The following is an 18,840-nucleotide window of genomic DNA, read 5'->3' as shown; positions in this document are numbered from 1 at the left end:
AATGAACAATCGTATTTTAGTAGTTGATGATGAGGAATTTATCTTAACTTTAATCGAATTTAATTTACAACAAGCTGGGTTTGAAGTTATAACAGCGATGGATGGAGAAATGGCGCTTCAAAAAGCGACAACAGAACGCCCAGATTTAATTATATTAGATTTAATGCTTCCGAAAATGGATGGTATGGAAGTGTGTAAAGAATTACGATTGCAGCGCGTTATGACGCCGATTTTAATGTTAACGGCAAAAGATGATGAGTTTGATAAGGTGCTAGGCCTTGAACTTGGGGCGGATGATTATATGACAAAGCCATTTAGTCCAAGAGAAGTTGTTGCTCGTGTGAAGGCGATTTTGCGTCGTACGAAATTACAACAAGAAGAACAAGTTGCAGAAGCGCCAGATGAAGATAGCATCACAATTGCAGAACTTAAAATTTTACCGGAATTTTATGAGGCTTATTTCCAAGGAAGAAAGCTTGAATTAACACCAAAAGAATTTGAACTACTTGTGTATCTTGCGAAAAATAAAAGTCGCGTGTTAACACGTGATCAATTACTAAGTGCTGTATGGAATTACGATTTTGCTGGTGATACACGAATTGTTGATGTTCATATTAGCCATTTGCGCGATAAAATTGAACAAAATACGAAAAAACCGACGTACATTAAAACGATACGTGGTTTAGGATATAAATTAGAGGAGCCAAAAGGGAATGAATAAATTTCGTTCCAGGCTTCTTTTTACATTTGTTTCTCTTATTGTATTTATTTTAGTTGGACTAGGTTTATTACTAGAAACTGTGTTTGAAAACTACTATATAGATCATGCTAAAGAGAGAATGGTAAAAGAGACAGAGTATGTTGCGACGTTAGCAGAAGAGCAAGGGTTTGATAATGTCTTAAAAAATCCATACGTATTTGAAAAGTTAGAAGAAAAAATACCAGCTTCTATCGTATTTTTGGATGAAAAAAAGAAAGTTCAATATAGAAAAGGACAAGAATTGGCATTTAGTCCAGAGACGATTAAAGAACTTTCTTCGGAAGTGGCAAAACAACGAAGTAAAGTGATTACGAAAGAAACGGATCGAAAGAATGAATTTTATCATGCGGTGTTCGTTCAAGATGTAGAAGGAAAACAAGGATACATTTTGGTGAAAAGTATAATTGATCCTTTAAGAGACGTACATCAAAAAACGTGGGGATTATTAATTATCGGATTTGTCATTGCTTGTCTCGTAGTTGTATTTTTAGGTATGAAAATTACAGGGCAATATATTAGGCCAATTGAATCGGTTACGAAAGTTGCAATTGAATTGGCAAAGGGTAATTATAAAGCACGTGCATACGAAAGTCATTCGGATGAAACAGGGATGCTGAGTAAAGCGATTAATATTTTAGCTCGAAATTTACAAGAGATGACACTTGAACAAGAAATGCAGCAAGATCGTCTGCATACGTTAATTGAAAATATGGGAAGCGGAATGATTTTAATTGATAGCCGAGGATATATAAACCTTGTAAACCGCTCTTATAAGGAAACTTTCCACGTAACAGATGAAGAATATTTAGATCGCTTATATTATGAATCGTTTCATCATACAGAAATTATTGAGCTTGTAGAAGAAATCTTTATGACAGAAGTGAAAGTGCGTAAACAAATGTTATTGCCACTTGGAATTGAACGGAAGCATTTCGAAGTATATGGAGCGCCGATTATCGGGACAAACCATGAATGGAAAGGGATTGTTCTCGTATTCCATGACATAACAGAGTTAAAGAAATTAGAACAAATGAGAAAAGACTTTTTAGCGAATGTTTCTCATGAATTAAAGACACCGATTACTTCTATTAAAGGTTTTTCAGAAACACTCTTAGACGGAGCGATGGATAATAAAAAATTCTGCGAACATTTCTTGCACATTATTTTAAAAGAAAGTGAGCGCATGCAAGGATTAATTGAAGATTTATTAGATTTGTCGAAGATCGAACAACAAGGATTTAAATTAAATATGGGAACCGTTGATATGAAGGGGCTGCTTGAAGATATTCATATGGTACTTGATAATAAAGCAGGAGAAAAAGAAATCTCTTTACAAGTTAATGTATTAAAACGTGCCTCTGTTATTGGAGATCCAAGTCGTTTGAAACAAATCTTTATTAATTTAATTAATAACGCAATCGTATATACACCGGCTGGAGGCGTTGTTTCAGTAGAGTTAGCGGAAGATAAATATAATGCTTATATAAAAGTATCGGATACTGGAATTGGTATTAGTAAAGAGGAAATTCCGCGTATTTTTGAACGTTTCTACCGGGTGGATAAAGCAAGAAGTAGAAATACTGGTGGTACCGGCCTTGGATTGTCGATCGTAAAGCATTTAGTTGAGGCGCATCAAGGTACGATTACAGTAGATAGTGAAGTTGGAGAAGGGACAACGTTTACAGTTGTTTTACCGAAATCAGCAACTGAAAAATAGGATGAAGGATGTTTACAATATATTAACAATGGCTTAATTAAATATTAATAAAGCTCTGTTAATATAATACATGAAAACCCCTTCATCCAAGGAGTAATTTTGGACGAGAATAGTTAAGCTGTTCTCGTCACTTCCCTTTATGCCAATATAAGTCTGTTTTATATATGAAAGAAAATAGCCGTTATTTTTCTTCTCTCTATTAGTCATGTTAATATAGAAAGAGGAAAGGAACGGTTTTTTTCTGTGAAAAAAATCATTTCAAATTTGTATGGGGAGGTTTCAATTTTGGAAAAAAAGGTCGTATTAGTAGATGGTAATAATATCGCGTATCGTGCTTTCTTTGCACTACCGCTTTTAAATAACGACAAAGGTATACATACGAACGCAATTTACGGTTTTACAATGATGTTAATGAGAATATTAGAGGAAGAAAAGCCAACTCATATGTTAGTGGCGTTTGATGCAGGCAAAACAACGTTCCGTCATAAAACGTATAGTGAGTATAAAGGAGGACGTCAAAAGACTCCACCTGAATTATCAGAGCAGTTCCCGTTTATTCGTGAGATGCTGGATGCGTTCAATGTACCGCGTTATGAATTAGAAAATTATGAAGCGGATGACATCATGGGAACGTTAGCGAAAGAAGCGAGTGAGCAAGGGGCGAGTGTAAAAGTTATTTCAGGAGATAAAGATTTACTTCAACTTGTTTCTGATAACACGCTTGTATGTATTCCGCGAAAAGGGATTACAGAAGTGGATGAATATACGAAAGAAGCTTTATTTGAAAAATACAGCTTATCACCAAAGCAAATTATCGATATGAAAGGTTTAATGGGAGACCAATCAGATAATATTCCGGGTGTACCAGGAGTTGGTGAAAAAACGGCGATTAAATTGTTAACACAGTTTGGAACGGTTGAAGAAGTGTATGAAAATCTAGATCAAGTAAGTGGGAAGAAATTAAAAGAAAAACTGGAAGAAAATAAAGAACAAGCTCTTATGAGTAAGGATCTTGCAACTATTATTACAGATGCGCCGATTACAGTTCATGTGGATGATATGGCGTATAAAGGATATGAAGCAAGTGATGTCATTCCAATGTTCGAGAGTTTAGGATTTACATCTCTTTTAAATAAATTAGGTGTTACGCCAGAAGAAACAGCTCCAGCTGAATTAGATGATATTACATTTGATATTGTGGAAGAAGTTACAGAAGAAATGCTTCAGCAAGATAGTGCGCTTATCGTTGAAGTACAAGAAGATAACTATCATAAAGCAGACATTCAAGGTTTCGGTATTCAAAATGAAAATGGATGTTACTTTATTCAGACAGACATTGCTCTTAAGTCAGATGCTTTTAAAGAGTGGCTTGCAGATGGAGAGATGAGAAAGCATACATTTGATGCGAAGCGTGCAATCGTTGCACTGAAATGGAATGGGATAGATATGCAAGGGATTGACTTTGATCTATTAATCGCTGCTTATTTACTTGACCCGGCTGATACAGATAAAGATTTCTGTACTGTAGCGAAAATGAAAGAAACGCATGCTGTGAAATCAGATGAAGAAGTTTACGGAAAAGGTGCGAAACGTGCTGTTCCAGAGTTAAAGGTAGTCGCGGAGCATGTGGCTCGTAAAGTGCATGTATTATATGATGTAAAGCAAACATTCGTTGAAGAGTTAAAGAAGAATGAGCAATATGAACTGTTTACAGAGTTAGAATTGCCGCTTGCACGTGTATTAGCTGATATGGAAGTAAAGGGTGTAAAAGTTGATACAGAGCGTCTTCGTAATATGGGAGAAGAACTTGCGGGTAGATTAAAGGAAATGGAACAGGAAATCTATAAGCTTGCGGGAACAGAGTTTAATATTAATTCACCGAAGCAGCTTGGTGTTATTCTGTTTGAGAACTTAAACTTACCGGTTATTAAAAAGACGAAAACAGGTTATTCTACGTCAGCTGATGTACTAGATAAGCTTATGAATCACCATGAAATTATTCCAAATATTTTACATTATCGTCAATTAGGGAAACTAAATTCAACTTACATTGAAGGTTTACTGAAAGTTGTACATGAAGATTCATCTAAAATTCATACTCGCTTTAATCAAGTGTTAACGCAAACAGGTCGATTAAGTTCAACGGATCCGAACTTGCAAAATATCCCGATTCGATTAGAAGAAGGAAGAAAGATTCGTCAGGCATTTGTTCCATCAGAAGAAGGATGGATTATGTATGCGGCTGATTATTCACAAATCGAACTGCGTGTATTAGCTCATATTGCAAATGATAAAGGGCTAGTTGAAGCGTTCCAACATGACATGGATATTCATACGAAAACAGCTATGGATGTATTTGGCGTTGAAAAAGATGAAGTAACTTCAAATATGAGACGACAAGCGAAAGCTGTTAACTTCGGAATTGTGTATGGTATTAGTGATTATGGTCTTTCACAAAACTTAGGAATTACAAGAAAAGCAGCAGCGGAATTTATTGAAAAGTATTTAGAAAGTTTCCCTGGTGTACAAGAATACATGGAGGACATCGTAAAAGATGCGAAACAAAAAGGATATGTAGCTACATTATTAAATCGTCGCCGTTATATTCCAGAAATTACGAGTCGTAATTTTAACTTGCGTAGCTTCGCTGAGCGTACAGCGATGAATACACCAATTCAAGGTACTGCAGCAGATATTATTAAAAAAGCGATGATTATTATGGCAGATCGTTTAGAAGAAGAAGGATTACAAGCGCGTCTTCTTCTGCAAGTACACGATGAATTAATATTTGAAGCACCAAAAGAAGAAATCGAAAAATTAGAGCAGCTTGTACCTGAAGTAATGGAACATGCGATTGAACTTGCAGTTCCGCTGAAAGTTGATTATTCTTACGGTCCAACTTGGTACGACGCAAAATAAGGAAGTGATGAAATGCCTGAATTACCAGAGGTTGAAAACGTCAGACGGACACTTGAAAATCTTGTAACAGGAAAAACGATTGAAGATGTTATTGTTACTTATCCAAAAATAGTGAAACGACCGGATGATGCAGAAATCTTTAAAGAAATGCTAAAAGGCGAGAAGATTGAAAATATAAAGCGAAGAGGAAAGTTTTTGCTTTTATATGTAACGAATTATGTCATTGTTTCACATTTGCGTATGGAAGGTAAGTTTTTATTACATCAAGAGGATGAGCCGATTGATAAACATACGCACGTCCGTTTCTTATTTACAGATGGAACGGAATTACATTATAAAGATGTGAGAAAGTTTGGTACGATGCATCTCTTTAAGAAAGGTGAAGAAATGAACCAAATGCCTCTTGCTGACTTAGGTCCGGAGCCATTTGATGCTGAAATGACACCGCAGTATTTACAAGAAAGATTACAAAAGACAAATCGTAAAATAAAAGTTGTGCTACTGGACCAGCGTCTTTTAGTAGGGCTTGGAAATATATATGTAGATGAAGTTTTATTCCGTTCTCAAATCCATCCAGAACGAGAAGCTTCGTCTTTAACAGTAGAAGAAATTGAGCGAATTTATGAGGCTACCGTTACAACGCTAGGCGAAGCAGTAAAGCGTGGCGGAAGTACAATTCGGACGTATATCAACTCACAAGGGCAAATTGGTTCGTTCCAAGAACTCCTAAATGTATATGGGAAAAAAGGAGAGCCGTGCGTAACTTGTGGCACGATATTAGAAAAAACAGTTGTTGGCGGGCGAGGAACGCATTACTGCCCAATTTGTCAGCCTAGAATATAGAAAAGAGATAACATCGGATAGGCATTTGTCATATACATACAGCAGAGCTATGTATAAGGGAGGAGCTTACCGATGTACCTTTATTTATCTCTTATTTTATTAGCTTTTACATTAAGCTTAGATAGCTGTAGTGTAGGGCTAACATATGGTTTAAGAAGCGTAAGAATTCCACTAAGATCAATTATAATTATCGGAATGTGTTCAGCGGCTGTTATGCTTGTTTCAATGGGAATTGGACATATGATCGCGAAAGTATTTTCACCTGTTATCGCAACGCGTATCGGTGGGCTTGTTCTTATTGGAATAGGGATTTGGGTATTATATCAATTTTTTCGAAGTGAGAGAAAAGAAGAACCGAAGCAAGAGGAGAAGGTCTGGAAATTAGAGATTGCCTCGCTAGGCCTAGTGATTCAAATTTTACGGAAACCGACTGTTGCAGATTTTGATAAATCAGGCACCATTTCTGCAGGAGAAGCATTACTTCTTGGTATAGCTCTTTCTGTAGATTCATTTGGTGCCGGAATTGGTGCATCTTTATTAGGGTATGCACCCGCTATGATGGCGATATTAGTTGCAGTTATGAGTTCTTTGTTTTTATTTATTGGAATGAAACTTGGAACGGTTTTATCAAATATGAAGTGGTTACAAAAATTTACATTCCTGCCTGGAGTATTACTCATCATTATTGGAATTTGGAAAATGTAAGTATGGGCGTGGAACATTAGTTTCGCGCCTTTTATTATGAGGAGGATTATTATGACAGTAGTAATTGGATTAACGGGAGGCATTGCAAGCGGAAAAAGTACAGTGTCTCAAATGTTTCGTGAACTGAGCATACCAGTTATTGATGCAGATATTATCGCAAGAGAAGTTGTAGAGCGAGGAAAACCAGCATATAACAAAATAGTAGAAGTATTTGGAACGGAAGTGTTACAAGAGGATGGAGAACTAGATCGTCCAAAACTAGGAAGTGTCGTTTTCTATAATGAAGAAAAACGATTGCAGTTAAATAAAATTGTTCATCCTGCAGTGCGTGAGGAAATGAATAGGCAAAAGGAAATGTACATAAAAGAAGGTATGCAAGCGGTTGTGTTAGATATTCCTCTCTTATTTGAAAGCAAATTAACAAGTCTCGTTGACCGCATTTTAGTTGTAGCGGTTAAGCCGCATACGCAATTAGAACGTTTAATGAAACGAAATAACTTTTTAGAAGAAGAAGCAACAGCTCGTATTCAATCTCAAATGCCGTTAGAAGAAAAAGTGAAAAATGCAGATGAAGTGATAAATAATGATGGCACAATTATGGGAACGAAAACACAATTGCAGGTAATTTTAAAAAAGTGGAACATTATTGACTAAAAAATTGTGAAATTAATGAAAATGCTTAGTGACATATCCCCTTTTTGTGTTATACTATTATTGGGATTGGAGATAAATAGTATAACGCATTCAAGGGGGATAACATATTATGACTCGTGTGGCAATTAATGGATTTGGACGTATTGGGAGAATGGTATTTCGTCAAGCAATAAAAGAAAGCGCATTCGAAATTGTAGCAATCAATGCAAGCTATCCATCTGAAACGTTAGCACACTTAATTAAATATGATACAGTTCATGGCAAGTTTGACGGAACAGTAGAAGCATTTGAAGATCACTTATTAGTTGATGGAAAAATGATTCGCCTTTTAAACAACCGCGATCCAAAGGAATTGCCTTGGACAGATTTAGGTGTTGAAGTTGTAATTGAAGCAACTGGTAAATTTAATTCGAAAGAAAAAGCAATTCTTCACGTTGAAGCTGGAGCGAAAAAAGTTATTTTAACAGCGCCTGGTAAAAATGAAGATGTAACAATTGTAGTTGGTGTGAACGAAGACCAATTAGATATTACAAAACATACTGTTATTTCAAATGCATCTTGTACAACAAATTGTTTAGCGCCTGTTGTGAAGGTGTTAGATGAGCAGTTTGGAATTGAAAACGGTTTAATGACGACAGTTCACGCTTATACAAATGACCAAAAAAATATTGATAACCCACATAAAGATTTAAGAAGAGCACGTGCTTGCGGACAATCAATCATTCCGACAACGACAGGTGCTGTGAAAGCGCTAGCAAAAGTTCTTCCACATTTAAACGGAAAACTTCATGGTATGGCACTTCGTGTACCAACACCAAACGTGTCTCTTGTTGATTTAGTAGTAGATGTAAAACGCGATGTGACAGTTGAAGCTATTAACGATGCATTCAAAACTGTTGCAAACGGTGCGTTAAAAGGTATTGTAGAATTCAGCGAAGAGCCTTTAGTATCTATCGACTTTAATACAAATACACACTCAGCTATTATCGATGGTTTATCTACAATGGTAATGGGTGATCGTAAAGTGAAAGTACTTGCTTGGTATGATAACGAGTGGGGTTACTCTCGTCGTGTTGTAGATCTTGTAACGTTAGTTGTTGAAGAGTTAGCGAAACAAGAAAATGTGCAACACATTTAAGTGAATAAGGGAGGAGAGGGCAAGGCGATATTTGCCCTCTTTTTTTAATTTTTTCTGAAAAGGAAAAAAATTATATAAGTATATTTTAAAAAGTGGACATACCACGAAACGTTGTGATTACTGCATTTGTGAATCGTTTATTTTTTTTAGGGAAAAGTAAAGAGGAAAATATGACAGAAAATCGAAAAAACTGTTGTTGCAAAATGAAAATAAACAAAGTATACTAACACTCGTAAACTTAAGAGCTGAGGTACGTAGTCACTACTTAAAGGGTTAGGACCTCTCTGGACTAACTTTCCCCCGTGGTAGTGGAGCAAGCCAAATTGCAAATTAGTTTTCAATTCGAACAGTTAGAATAAATTTACAAGGGGGAACTGTAGAATGGATACTATGGATACGATGGGTCGTCACGTGATCGCTGAACTTTGGGATTGCGATTTCGACAAGCTTAATGACATGCCGTATATTGAACAATTATTTGTGGATGCAGCACTAAGAGCTGGTGCTGAAGTGCGTGAGGTTGCTTTCCATAAATTTGCACCACAAGGTGTAAGTGGAGTAGTAATTATCTCAGAATCACATTTAACAATTCATAGCTTTCCGGAGCACGGTTACGCAAGTATTGATGTTTATACTTGTGGGGATCGTATTGATCCAAATGTTGCTGCAGAATATATTGCAGAAGGTTTAAACGCGAAAACGCGTGAGAGCATCGAGCTTCCTCGAGGCACTGGTAGCTTCGAAATTAAGCAGAGAGAAACAAAAGCTCTTTAAAAAAGAACATAATTGATTTAAAATGTAAAGAGGTGTATAATGCACCTCTTTTTTAGTTTATAAAAAAGGGAAAATATAACGTACTCGTTAGTTGAATAAATTGGACTCTTGCAAATGAGGTAGTGCCCTATATACCTTCTTATTTTTAAGGATGAGATGATAAAGTGATGCGCTGGAACTTAAAGTGGTAAGAGAGTTAGAATGAGTTATATAATATTGTATATATATTTTAGGTGAAGTGAGTAGAGAAAAATAAAGAGTATAGTGTAAAGGAGTGAATGAATTGCGTTGTCCATCCTGTTCTCATAATGGTACAAGAGTGTTAGATTCGCGTCCGGTAGACGAGGGGCGCTCTATTCGAAGAAGGAGAGAGTGTGAAAGCTGCTTAAGTCGCTTTACGACCTTTGAAAGGGTAGAAGAGTCACCTCTTATCGTTGTAAAAAAAGAAGGCACACGAGAAGAGTTTAATAAAGAAAAGATTTTACGCGGTTTAATTAAAGCGTGTGAAAAAAGACCAGTATCTTTAAGACAATTAGAAGAAGTAACACAAAGCGTGGAACGTGAACTGCGTAATTTAGGTATATCAGAAGTGAAAAGTGATATGATTGGTGAAATTGTTATGGAAGAACTTCGCGATATTGATGATGTTGCTTACGTACGTTTTGCTTCTGTATATCGTCAATTTAAAGATTTAAATGTATTTATTGAAGAATTAAAAGATATACTGCAAAAAGAAAGAGAGTAGAAGTTGTATTTTATTCTCTTTACATACCGTAAGTAATAGGATAAGAGAGCTAGAAGCGCAAGCTAATAGCTCTTTTTCACTAAGAATTTATATAATGAAGATAGAACGAATGAAGTAGAGGATAGATTGGATGAGAGAAAGGAAAAGCAAGAATGGAAAAACAGTCATGGATGGAGCTATTGCCGATTGATCGTTATAAAGTAAGTGCGAAAGGACTACTGCACAATTACGACCGAAAAGTGTTAACGATGTTGTATCAGCCGTTAATAGGTAGTAGAGCTTTTAGCTTATACATGACACTATGGGGAGAGCTTGAGCAAGATCGTGTATTTGGAAAAGAGAATACGCATCATTCCCTTATGGTGACTATGCAAATGCAACTTCCTGAAGTATATGAGGAACGAGTAAAGTTAGAGGCAATTGGGCTTTTGAAGGTATATATTAAGAAAGAAAAAGATATTCGAATGTTCATATATGAGTTGCAACCACCTTTATCTCCGAAGCAGTTTTTTGATGATATTGTTTTAAGTATCTTTTTATACAATCGATTGAGCAGGACAAAATATAATCAAGTAAAGCAATATTTCTTAGAAGAAGAATTTGATTTTGCTTCTTATGAAAATGTTACGCGTTCTTTCAATGATGTGTTTGGTTCGTTTAATCCAGGACAACTTGAGCATGCGCAAGAAGACCTTCGTATTCCAAAAACGACAACTATGCCAAGTAACGAGAAGGGAGACGCTCCGAAAGTTTGGAATGATTTCTTTGATTTCTCTTTATTTGTAGATGGATTGTCCGCTCTTGTTCCTAAAAAGGCGATTACAGATCAAGTGAGAGACTGCGTTATAACACTTGCTTACGTGTATGGTGTAGATGTGTTATCGATGCAAAATATCGTTCTTGGTGCAGTGACAGAGATGCAAACAATTGATATGGAAAGGCTTAGAAAAGGAGCGCGCGATTGGTATCAATTTGAAAATGGTCAAGCATTACCGGTATTAAGTGAAAGAGTACAGCCTCATGCTGCACGTACGATGAAAGAGAAAGAGCCTTCATCGCAAGAGGAGATGCTAATAAAGCAGCTAGAGGAAATCTCACCAAAACAACTATTGAAAGAGATTTCTGGTGGTGCAGAGGCAACGAAAGCGGACTTGCAAATCGTTGAAGATGTCATGATTAATCAAAAATTGACACCAGGAGTTGTGAATGTACTTATTTATTACGTTATGCTACGCTCAGATATGAAACTTGCGAAAACGTATGTCGAGAAGATTGCTGGGCATTGGGCACGTAAAAAGGTCGGTACAGTAGCGGACGCGATGGCGTTAGCGAAAGAAGAGAACCGTCAATATCAAGAGTGGGCTGAGACGAAGAAAAAAGGCCGTACGGCGAAGAAAACGGTGCGGAAAGAAATGGTGCCAGATTGGCTTAAGGAAGAAGAGCCGAAAGAACAAGAGAAAGAAACAGTGAAGAAAGATGTAAGTGTAGAAAAAGATGCAAGTACGCTAGAAGATGAACGAAAACGACTAGAAGAAGTGTTAAAAAAATATAAGCGTGATTAATAGAAGAGAATGAACGCTCTTTGAGGTGAGAAAATGGAGCATATTCAAAATTCATTTGCAAAATTAATGGAAAATGAAAACTTTAAAAATAGATATGAAGTATTAAAGGCAGAAGTAATGGCGCATCCGCGTGTGAAAGAATTTATAGATGAACATAAGGGTGAAGTAACGACTTCTATGATTGAGCGCAGTCTTGTGAAGTTATATGAATATATTGGACAAAGTGTAGGTTGCGTGGATTGTCCGGATTTAGGCTCATGTAAAAATATGCTACAAGGGTACGAGCCAAAGCTTGTTATTCAAGGGAAGATGATTGATATTCAATACGATCGCTGCGTTAGAAAAGTAGCGCATGACGAGAGAAAGAAATATGAAAAACTTGTTCAAAGTGTATATATGCCAACGGATATTTTACAGGCAACTATGGAAAACTTAGATCCTTCTGATTTAAATGCACGTATCGATGCGATTGGTGCAGCGAATGAATTTTTAAGTACATATGAACCAGGTAAAAAAGCACAAGGTTTATATTTGTACGGTAAATTTGGTGTAGGAAAAACGTATTTGTTAGGAGCAATAGCGAACGAGCTTGCTCGAAAGAAAATAAGTTCGATGCTCGTATACTTCCCGGAATTTTTACGTGAAATTAAAAGTTCAATTCAAGATAATTCGATTGGTGAGAAGATTGATGCGGTTAAACGCGTACAAGTTTTAATGTTAGATGATATCGGGGCAGAAGCGATGTCAAGCTTTGTCCGTGACGATGTACTCGGTGCAATCTTACAATTCCGTATGTTAGAAAACTTACCGACGTTCTTTACGTCTAATTTTGATTTTAAACAACTGGAACACCATTTAACGTATACGCAGCGTGGCGAGGCTGAAGAAATGAAGGCAGCACGTATTATGGAACGAATTAAATATTTAGCGAAACCAATTCCGATTGGTGGGAAAAACCGTCGTCATAAGTAAAAGAGCAAGCTGAGAAGCTTGCTCTTTTGTATTATAGTGATATTTTCTTTTCAAATATGAGGTCGAAATATTCAGGTTGTCCAGAACTGCCAAACGTAGGGGCAACAATCTGTACGAACCTCCAGCCATCTCTAGCATGTTCTTGAATAATTTCTTGGTAGTCTTCAGCTGGTTTTGAGCGAGTGAACCCCCAATGTAATTCGACTTTTACGAATTTATATTCAAACATTCAGATACCCCCTTTTATTGATAAGTAAAGTATACAATAAAAATTCATAGTAGCTTGTATCATTTTTTTCTCCCTCCCTTAATATATATAAAATTAGCAAGCCATATTGAGTGGATTTTCTAACGATAGGAAATGTGATTCTACTAAGAGTGAAATTCACGCGGGACGGACTCTTATAGGATTTGTAACGTATAGATACAGTCCTTTAGAGCGGGGATAAAAGGGGGGACAAAAGTGATTGAAATTTGCTTCGAAGAAAAAAATGATGCTATGCACGTATATAGACAATTGCTGAAAAGAGCGGAAGTGTTATATAAGGAAACGAGTGTGTATTTACAGGACACAAAAAGTGGTGATTCACATACCAGTACGTGAATCGAATTATATTGAAAAAATCTTATTGCCAGTAATGGTGTATTTCATTGTGAATGTGAAACAAAATGAGTGGATTTATACGATTTTAAAAGAAAAGTTTTTTTATGAAGAACAAGAAGAGTGTCATCAAATATTGCACATGGCACATGAGATTTTAAAGGGAAGAAGAAAAGGTGTAGCTCAGGATTTAACGCGTAACGCATTTGAGTCATATATTAAGTCTTCTTTAAATAATTGGCTTTGTGATCCGCTCTCATTCTCGTTTTCATCATATATCCGTTTTCGTCTTCGTACATATAGGGAAATGGTGGCTAAACTTGCGGAAGTGGCAATTGATGAATATAAGATGGAGCAAGAATACCAAATGTTCATTGAGACGCTTCGGCAACAAGTAAGTAGCCGTAAATCACGTTTGTCTTGCGTGCATCTTATTTTTGATGAAAGCTTTATCTTTTATGATGATAAAGGTAGACGTTTAAAACAGGAGAAGTTGGTCCAATATATAGATGAGGAATTATTAAAGCAAAATGATGTATATATTGATACGAAAGTAATTGCGCCGCTTCTTTCTATTTCGCCTAAAAAGATTTATTTATATACGAAAGAACAAGACCATAATATGATTATTACTTTGCGAAATGTGTTCCAAGAACGGGTCCAATTACATGGATTACATGATTTTGAGCGCAATGTGAAAAATTTAAAAAATAAAGGTAACGCCCTTGATTTTCTAAGTTTTTGAGCATATAATTACCTACATAAATGAAATATATTGAAATGTCATGATGAGGACATGAGTAGTTTTCTACGATTTTCAGAGAGGGAAGCCTTAGGGTGTGAGCTTCCTAGTACGGGATTATTACTTACCACCTCTAAACTTTAGCAGTGAACGGTTTTTCTAGTAATTGCTAACGGACAACACCGTTATGTTGAACTTGAGCAATTAACAATTATGTTAATTGGAACAAGGGTGGAACCACGAATTCAACACTCGTCCCTTTTTACGGGATGAGTGTTTTTTATTTTGAGAAAAAGAGGAGTGACCAGTGATGGCAGATGTAGTTAAAATTACTTTCCCTGATGGAGCTGTGAAGGAGTTTCCAAAAGGCGTAACAACTGAAGAAATCGCAGCTTCTATTAGCCCAGGCTTAAAGAAAAAAGCTGTAGCTGGAAAATTAAACGATGAGATGATCGATCTTGTTACACCAATCGAAGAAGATGGTGCAGTTTCTATCATTACATTAGATTCTGAAGATGGCCTATATATTTTACGCCATTCAACAGCCCACCTTTTAGCACAAGCGTTAAAACGTTTATATAAAGATGTTAAGGTTGAGCTCGGCATTGGTCCAGTAATTGAAAATGGCTTCTACTACGATATTGATATGGAAGAAGCAATTACAGTTGAAGACTTCAAGAAAATCGAAAAAGAAATGCAAAAAATCGTGAACGAGAACTTAGAAATCGTTCGTCATGAAGTACCACGTGCAGAAGCAATTCGTCGCTTTGAAGAAATCGGCGATGAGTTAAAATTAGATTTAATTAACGATCTTCCAGAAGATGCAGTTATTTCAATCTATGAGCAAGGCGAATTCTTCGACCTTTGTCGTGGTGTTCACCTTCCATCTACAGGGAAAATTAAAGTGTTTAAATTATTAAGCGTTGCAGGTGCTTACTGGCGCGGCGATAGCAATAATAAAATGCTACAACGTATTTACGGTACTGCATTCGTTAAAAAAGCGGAATTAGATGAGCACTTACGTATGCTTGAAGAAGCGAAAGAGCGCGATCACCGTAAATTAGGTAAAGAATTAAAACTATTTACTAATAGCCAAAAAGTAGGACAAGGTTTACCACTTTGGTTACCAAAGGGTGCAACAATTCGTCGTATTATCGAGCGTTATATCGTTGATAAAGAAGCAAGCTTAGGCTATGATCACGTATATACTCCAGTACTAGGAAGCAGAGAGCTTTATGAAACTTCTGGTCACTGGAACCACTACCGTGATGGCATGTTCCCATCAATGGAAATGGATAACGAAGAATTAGTTCTTCGTCCAATGAACTGTCCTCATCATATGATGGTTTATAAAAATGATATTCACAGCTACCGTGAATTACCAATCCGTATTGCGGAACTTGGAACAATGCACCGTTATGAAATGTCAGGTGCGTTATCTGGATTACAACGTGTACGCGGAATGACTTTAAACGATGCGCATATTTTCGTTCGTCCAGATCAAATTAAAGAAGAGTTAAAACGTGTTGTAAACTTAACTCTAGAAGTGTACAAAGATTTCGGTTTAGAGAACTACTCATTCCGTCTATCTTACCGCGACCCAGCAGATACTAAAAAGTATTATGCGGATGATGAGATGTGGGAAAAAGCACAAGGTATGTTAAAAGAAGCTATGGATGAAATGGGTCTTGATTACTATGAAGCTGAAGGTGAAGCGGCATTCTACGGTCCAAAACTTGACGTTCAAGTTCGTACTGCTCTTGGAAAAGACGAAACACTTTCAACTGTACAATTAGACTTCTTGCTTCCAGAACGCTTTGAATTATCATACGTTGGTGAAGACGGTAAACAACATCGTCCAGTTGTAATTCACCGTGGTGTTGTATCAACTATGGAACGTTTTGTAGCCTTCTTAATTGAAGAATACAAAGGTGCATTCCCAACATGGTTAGCTCCAGTTCAAGTACAAGTAATTCCAGTTTCTCCGCAAGTACATTTAGACTATGCGAAGAAAGTACAAGACGAATTGCGTCGTGCTGGTATCCGTGTTGAATTAGACACTCGTGAAGAGAAGATCGGTTACAAAATCCGTGAAGCACAAATGCAAAAAATTCCGTACATGCTTGTAGTAGGTGACAATGAAGTAACTGAAAACGGCGTAAACGTACGTAAATATGGTGAACAAAAATCAGAAACAATCGCATTAGATGCTTTTGTTGACATGATTAAAGTAGAAGGAAAACGATAAGAAAAAGCCGCGGTATACCGCGGCTTTTTTATGTAATATACTTGAGAAAAATTAGAAAAAATAACCATGTAACACTTATCATAAAAAAGTATTGCAAGTATGTTAGTTGTTTGTTACAATATTTCTTGTTGTTAGTAAAACACATCGCGTCTTCTTGACAGACGTCATGTCCTATGATAAACTCATCAAGGATAATAGAATATTGTTTTGTGGAACAAGTAGAAGCACCCGCTTCTCACCTGATGGACGCATTCGCAGTTAACAGGTAAATGTATTTCTTACTTAAGATTTTACAAGTGTGGGTGTCGTATGCCCGCACTTTTTTTGTTCGGGTTCTATGACTACAAAATATGTTCTGAGAAAACCTTGGAGGTGGCTTACTATTAGCAAGGATATGATGATTAACGAGCAAATTCGTGCACGTGAAGTACGTTTAGTTGGCGCAAATGGCGATCAACTTGGAATCAAGTCTCGTAATGACGCTTTAGACTTAGCTGCAAATCTTAATCTTGATTTAGTATTAGTTGCTCCAAATGCGAAACCGCCAGTATGCCGCATTATGGACTACGGTAAATTCCGCTTTGAGCAACAGAAGAAAGAAAAAGAGCAGCGCAAAAATCAAAAAGTAATTAGCATGAAAGAAGTTCGTTTAAGTCCAACAATTGATGAACACGACTTTAACACAAAACTTCGTAATGCTATCAAGTTTTTAGAGAAAGGCGACAAGGTTAAAGCATCAATTCGCTTTAAAGGACGTGCCATTACTCATAAAGAAATCGGTCAACGTGTTTTAGATCGCTTCTCAGAAGCTTGTGCTGAAGTTAGCACAGTTGAATCTAAGCCTAAAATGGAAGGACGCAGTATGTTCTTAGTTTTAGCACCGAAAAACGATAAGTAATAGATAGAGGAGGAAATACCTATGCCTAAACAAAAAACTCATCGCGGCGCTGCAAAGCGTTTCAAAAAGACTGGATCAGGTAAACTGAAACGTTCTCACGCTTACACAAGCCATTTATTCGCTAACAAATCTACAAAAGCTAAACGTAAACTACGTAAAGCTGGTGTAGTAAGCGCTGGTGACTTCAAACGCATTCGTCAAATGCTTGACAACTTAAAATAAGTTCGGCTGATATATAGAACAATTAGGAGGTAATATTATGCCAAGAGTAAAAGGTGGTACAGTTACTCGTCAACGTCGTAAAAAAGTAATTAAATTAGCAAAAGGTTACTACGGTTCAAAAAATACATTATTCAAGGTTGCTAACCAACAGGTTATGAAATCTCTAATGTATGCATTCCGTGACCGCCGTCAAAAGAAACGTGACTTCCGTAAATTATGGATTACACGTATCAACGCAGCAGCTCGTATGAATGGTCTTTCTTACAGCCGCTTAATGCACGGTCTTAAAAATGCTGGCATCGAAGTTAACCGCAAGATGCTTGCTGACTTAGCTGTTCATGACGAAAAAGCTTTCGCTGAATTAGCAACAGTTGCAAAAAACAACATTAACTAATTAATTAGTTGAAACCTTAGAAGAATTTTCTTCTAAGTTTTTTTATTTGTATTCAAATAGAAGTTAGAAGTGAAAGAAATTCTAAAGATTAACGGCTATGTTGTTATCAATATGACAAAATCAATATAAAAGTTATAGCAGTATAGAAGAATATACATATGAAGTCAGGAGAATACTCCTGGCTTTTTTCAATTCTGCTCGTTTGGAAAGAAGAGTATCTTTCCTAGCTGAAACGACACTGCTATAATGGAAAGATGATATGGAACTTTCATCAGATGAACAATTTAAGAGCGATGACTGAAACGTATTTGTAAATTAAGGACAAGCTATTTTATAAAGAGTTAGATAGCTGACTTATTCATAAGAACTGAAACATAATAATGAACTTTGAGATGAAACAACATTGTTGCGTAAAATGCGATGTTGGAGGAGGACAATAGAATGGACTTACTACAACTATTTAAATTACAAAAAGAATTAGATGACCGTATTGCAAAAGAACATGACTTACAACCGAAAAAATTGTTAAAAGAAAAAATGTTAGCTCTTCTTGTAGAAATTGGAGAACTTGCAAATGAAACACGTTGTTTTAAATATTGGAGCAACAAACCAGCATCAGAACGTGAAGTAATATTAGAAGAATACGTAGATGGTTTGCATTTTATTTTATCAATCGGAATTGATTTAGGTATTGATAAAAACTTCCTATTCTATAAATGTGCACAGACGAATAAAACACAAGTGGAAATTTTCTTAGACACATATGCGAAAGTAATTCGTTTTACAGATCAACCATCTATTACAAACTATATTGAATTATTTACGAGCTATCTTCGACTTGGACAAGCACTTGAATTTGAACAAGAAGAGATTGAAAAAGCATATTTAGATAAAAATGAAGTAAATCATCAGCGTCAAACACAAGGATACTAATTTAATTTTTGAA

Annotated in this window: 17 protein-coding genes, 1 pseudogene and 2 other annotated features; of the genes and pseudogenes, 17 read left to right on the top strand and 1 reads right to left on the bottom strand. The window is 36.3% G+C overall.

The window, feature by feature from the left end; genetic code table 11:
* Position 1 precedes the first annotated feature (1 nt).
* The 11 genes from phoP (at position 2) to dnaI (ending at position 12,789) form a co-directional block, all read left to right on the top strand.
* The gene (gene phoP / locus BC_RS22910) at positions 2–721 is read left to right on the top strand and encodes a two-component system response regulator PhoP (protein ID WP_001065220.1); all 720 of its coding nucleotides are present in this window, start codon (positions 2–4) and stop codon (positions 719–721) included.
* Entirely contained in the window at positions 714–2,477 is a 1,764-nt protein-coding gene (gene phoR, locus BC_RS22905) for a sensory box histidine kinase PhoR (protein ID WP_001032106.1), read from the top strand. The genes phoP and phoR overlap by 8 nt, the downstream gene beginning before the upstream one ends.
* 285 nt (positions 2,478–2,762) lie before the next feature.
* Complete coding sequence (gene polA / locus BC_RS22900; RefSeq protein ID WP_000412823.1) at positions 2,763–5,396, top strand: DNA polymerase I; 2,634 nt, start codon at positions 2,763–2,765, stop codon at positions 5,394–5,396.
* Between the two features lie 12 nt (positions 5,397–5,408).
* Positions 5,409–6,239 (top strand): DNA-formamidopyrimidine glycosylase, encoded by an 831-nt coding sequence (gene mutM / locus BC_RS22895; RefSeq protein ID WP_001114478.1) that lies wholly within the window; start codon positions 5,409–5,411, stop codon positions 6,237–6,239.
* A gap of 72 nt (positions 6,240–6,311) precedes the next feature.
* Entirely contained in the window at positions 6,312–6,944 is a 633-nt protein-coding gene (ytaF, locus tag BC_RS22890; protein ID WP_000281747.1) for a sporulation membrane protein YtaF, read from the top strand.
* Between the two features lie 51 nt (positions 6,945–6,995).
* The gene (coaE, locus tag BC_RS22885; protein ID WP_000219314.1) at positions 6,996–7,598 is read left to right on the top strand and encodes a dephospho-CoA kinase; all 603 of its coding nucleotides are present in this window, start codon (positions 6,996–6,998) and stop codon (positions 7,596–7,598) included.
* Between the two features lie 109 nt (positions 7,599–7,707).
* Entirely contained in the window at positions 7,708–8,736 is a 1,029-nt protein-coding gene (locus BC_RS22880) for a glyceraldehyde-3-phosphate dehydrogenase (protein WP_000198982.1), read from the top strand.
* 390 nt (positions 8,737–9,126) lie between these two features.
* Positions 9,127–9,510: an adenosylmethionine decarboxylase gene (gene speD / locus BC_RS22875; RefSeq protein ID WP_002003660.1), complete on the top strand. Its 384-nt coding sequence runs from the start codon at positions 9,127–9,129 to the stop codon at positions 9,508–9,510.
* A 283-nt stretch (positions 9,511–9,793) separates the two neighbouring features.
* Positions 9,794–10,255, top strand: coding sequence for a transcriptional regulator NrdR (gene nrdR, locus BC_RS22870; protein WP_001203687.1), 462 nt, complete (start codon positions 9,794–9,796; stop codon positions 10,253–10,255).
* Between the two features lie 152 nt (positions 10,256–10,407).
* Positions 10,408–11,817 (top strand): replication initiation and membrane attachment family protein, encoded by a 1,410-nt coding sequence (locus BC_RS22865; protein ID WP_000415049.1) that lies wholly within the window; start codon positions 10,408–10,410, stop codon positions 11,815–11,817.
* A 33-nt stretch (positions 11,818–11,850) separates the two neighbouring features.
* Positions 11,851–12,789, top strand: a complete 939-nt coding sequence (dnaI, locus tag BC_RS22860; RefSeq protein ID WP_000400104.1) for a primosomal protein DnaI — start codon at positions 11,851–11,853, stop codon at positions 12,787–12,789.
* Positions 12,790–12,820: 31 nt separating this feature from the next.
* Here dnaI and BC_RS22855 read toward each other — a convergent pair whose 3' ends face one another.
* Positions 12,821–13,018, bottom strand: a complete 198-nt coding sequence (locus BC_RS22855) for a DUF4177 domain-containing protein (protein ID WP_000464456.1) — start codon at positions 13,016–13,018, stop codon at positions 12,821–12,823.
* A 234-nt stretch (positions 13,019–13,252) separates the two neighbouring features.
* On the opposite strand from BC_RS22855, the pseudogene ytxC reads away from it, so the two are divergent.
* The 6 genes and pseudogenes from ytxC (at position 13,253) to BC_RS22825 (ending at position 18,827) form a co-directional block, all read left to right on the top strand.
* Positions 13,253–14,135, top strand: a pseudogene (gene ytxC, locus BC_RS22850) (putative sporulation protein YtxC).
* Positions 14,136–14,166: 31 nt separating this feature from the next.
* Positions 14,167–14,395 (top strand) — a binding site (T-box leader).
* A gap of 47 nt (positions 14,396–14,442) precedes the next feature.
* Positions 14,443–16,380 carry a threonine--tRNA ligase gene (gene thrS, locus BC_RS22845; RefSeq protein WP_000786083.1) on the top strand — a complete coding sequence of 646 codons (1,938 nt, stop codon included), beginning with the start codon at positions 14,443–14,445 and terminating at the stop codon, positions 16,378–16,380.
* 210 nt (positions 16,381–16,590) lie between these two features.
* Positions 16,591–16,711: a sequence feature (ribosomal protein L20 leader region), on the top strand.
* A gap of 63 nt (positions 16,712–16,774) precedes the next feature.
* Positions 16,775–17,278 carry a translation initiation factor IF-3 gene (gene infC / locus BC_RS22840; RefSeq protein ID WP_000973215.1) on the top strand — a complete coding sequence of 168 codons (504 nt, stop codon included), beginning with the start codon at positions 16,775–16,777 and terminating at the stop codon, positions 17,276–17,278.
* Between the two features lie 21 nt (positions 17,279–17,299).
* Positions 17,300–17,500, top strand: coding sequence for a 50S ribosomal protein L35 (rpmI, locus tag BC_RS22835; RefSeq protein ID WP_001125945.1), 201 nt, complete (start codon positions 17,300–17,302; stop codon positions 17,498–17,500).
* A 37-nt stretch (positions 17,501–17,537) separates the two neighbouring features.
* Positions 17,538–17,894: a 50S ribosomal protein L20 gene (gene rplT / locus BC_RS22830; protein ID WP_001138362.1), complete on the top strand. Its 357-nt coding sequence runs from the start codon at positions 17,538–17,540 to the stop codon at positions 17,892–17,894.
* Between the two features lie 441 nt (positions 17,895–18,335).
* Positions 18,336–18,827, top strand: coding sequence for a dUTP diphosphatase (locus tag BC_RS22825; RefSeq protein ID WP_000365050.1), 492 nt, complete (start codon positions 18,336–18,338; stop codon positions 18,825–18,827).
* Positions 18,828–18,840 lie beyond the last annotated feature (13 nt).

The sequence above is a fragment of the Bacillus cereus ATCC 14579 genome (genome assembly GCF_000007825.1).
Classification (GTDB): domain Bacteria; phylum Bacillota; class Bacilli; order Bacillales; family Bacillaceae_G; genus Bacillus_A; species Bacillus_A cereus.
Note: the sequence above shows the minus strand (reverse complement) of the source record. Positions and strands in the feature narration are given on the sequence as shown.